This window comes from Spirillospora sp. NPDC049652 (genome assembly GCF_040675125.1).
Lineage (GTDB): Bacteria > Actinomycetota > Actinomycetes > Streptosporangiales > Streptosporangiaceae > Spirillospora.
The window spans coordinates 1-1747 of record NZ_JBFAOF010001250.1; the positions used below are offsets into that span (position 1 = coordinate 1).

The 1747-nt window shown below is 76.5% G+C and carries 2 protein-coding genes and 1 pseudogene; 1 reads left to right on the forward strand and 2 read right to left on the reverse strand.

Translation table 11 applies throughout. From position 1 onward, the window contains the following. Positions 1–331: MFS transporter (locus AB0J52_RS39105; protein ID WP_500188130.1), on the reverse strand; the 331-nt coding region annotated here is incomplete at its 3' end. Positions 332–419: 88 nt separating this feature from the next. On the opposite strand from AB0J52_RS39105, the gene AB0J52_RS39110 reads away from it, so the two are divergent. Next, positions 420–1301, forward strand: coding sequence for a LysR family transcriptional regulator (locus tag AB0J52_RS39110; protein WP_500188132.1), 882 nt, complete (start codon positions 420–422; stop codon positions 1299–1301). Here AB0J52_RS39110 and AB0J52_RS39115 read toward each other — a convergent pair. Continuing rightward, positions 1190–1747: pseudogene (locus AB0J52_RS39115) on the reverse strand (hypothetical protein); the annotation flags it as partial. The gene AB0J52_RS39110 and the pseudogene AB0J52_RS39115 sit on opposite strands and share 112 nt — an antisense overlap.

Below are 1747 nucleotides of genomic sequence, written 5' to 3' on the forward strand. Positions count from 1 at the left end.
CCCAGAACCCGCCGATCGCGATCCCGACCAGGACGCGGGCGGCGAGCAGCACGGCGAGCGACGGCGCGACCGCCGAGACGGCGTTGGCCGCCGCGACCAGCCCGGCCAGCGAGCAGAGCAGGAGGCGGCGGTCGATCCGCCCGGCGCCGAGGGCGACGGCGAGCGCGGAGACGGCGGCGACGACGCCGGGCAGGGTCACCGCGAGCCCGGCCGTCCCCTCGGCCACGCGCAGGTCGCGGGCCATCGGGGAGAGCAGGCCGACGGGGAGCATCTCGGTGGTGACGATCGTGAACGTGCCCGTCGCCACCACCAGCGGAGCTTTGGCGATCATGATTCCAGGCTCGGTTCCGGCCCGGTCCGGAACAACGGCGATCCGCGCATCCTTGGATTAACTCGACTAATGATCGGGAGGGGTCGGGGTGGAGCTACGCGAACTGGAGTGCCTGCTCGTGCTCGGCGAGGAGCTGCACTTCGGCCGGACCGGCGACCGGCTCGGCCTCTCGCAGGGCCGGGTCAGCCAGCTCGTCCGGTCGCTGGAGCGGCAGGTCGGCGGGCGGCTGTTCGACCGGACCAGCCGCAGCGTCCGCCCGACGCCGCTCGGGGAGCGGCTGCTCGCCGAGGTCCGCCCCGCTTACGACGCCCTCCAGACCGCCCTGGACAACGCCCGCACCGCCGCGCGCGGCATCACCGGCGAGCTGCGCGTCGGCTTCCTCACCGGGACGGCCCGCGAGGGCGTCGTCGAGGCCGCCGGAATGCTGGAGGCCCGCAACCCCGGCCTCACGGTCACCTTCGCCGAGGTCCCGCTGACCGACCCGTTCGGCGCGCTCCGGCGCGGCGAGGTGGAGGCGGTCGTCACGCTGCTCCCGGTCACCGAGCCCGACCTGGTCGTCGGCCCGTCCTTCTCCAAGGCGCAGCAGGCCGTCGCGCTCTCCTCCCGCCACCCGGCCGCCCGCCGGGCGCGCCTGCATGCCGAGGACCTCGCGGGCGTCCCGCTCCTGGACATCACCGGGCCCGCCCCCGCCTACTGGCGCGAGCTGTCGTCCCCGACGTCCACGCCGGACGGCCGTCCCATCCCGCGCGGCCCGTCCGTGTCCAGCTTCCAGGAGGCCCTCATCACCATCGCCGCCGGACGCGGCGGCCTGATGTTCTGCGTCCCGACCGCCCGGTCGTTCGCCCGTTCCGACATCGTCTACGTCCCGGTGGACGGCCTGCCCGACTCCGTCCTCGGCCTGGTCTGGCGGCGCGGCGACCCCGCACCCGCGCTCCGCGCCTTCGCCGACCTCATCGCCACCCGCCTCTGACCCCCGCCGTCCGCCGCGCCGTCCGCCGCGCCGCCCGTCCCGTCGCCCGCCCCGTCGCCCGCGCGTCCGGGACGTCCCCACAGGACGGCTCCGACCGTGAGGACGGCGAGCAGCGCGGCGACGGCGAACCCGGCGCGCATCCCCGCCACGCGGTGCCCGGACAGCGACCACGCGACGGTCGCGAGCGCGGGCCCGACGGCGAAGCCGAGCTGGCGGGCGAGGCTCTGCGCCGCGCCCGCCGTGCCCTGCGACGCGGCCGGGGCGGCGGTGATGACCAGGGTGAACACGGGTCCGCTGGAGATCCCGACGCCCAGCCCGAGCACCGCGAGCCGCCAGCTCAGCTCGCCCGGGGCCCAGCCCGTCCCGGGTCCGCCGCGTCCGTGCTGGGGTCCTTCGCGGCGGGACTGGTGCTGCTGGCGGCGTTCGTCGTCGTCGAGCACCGCAGC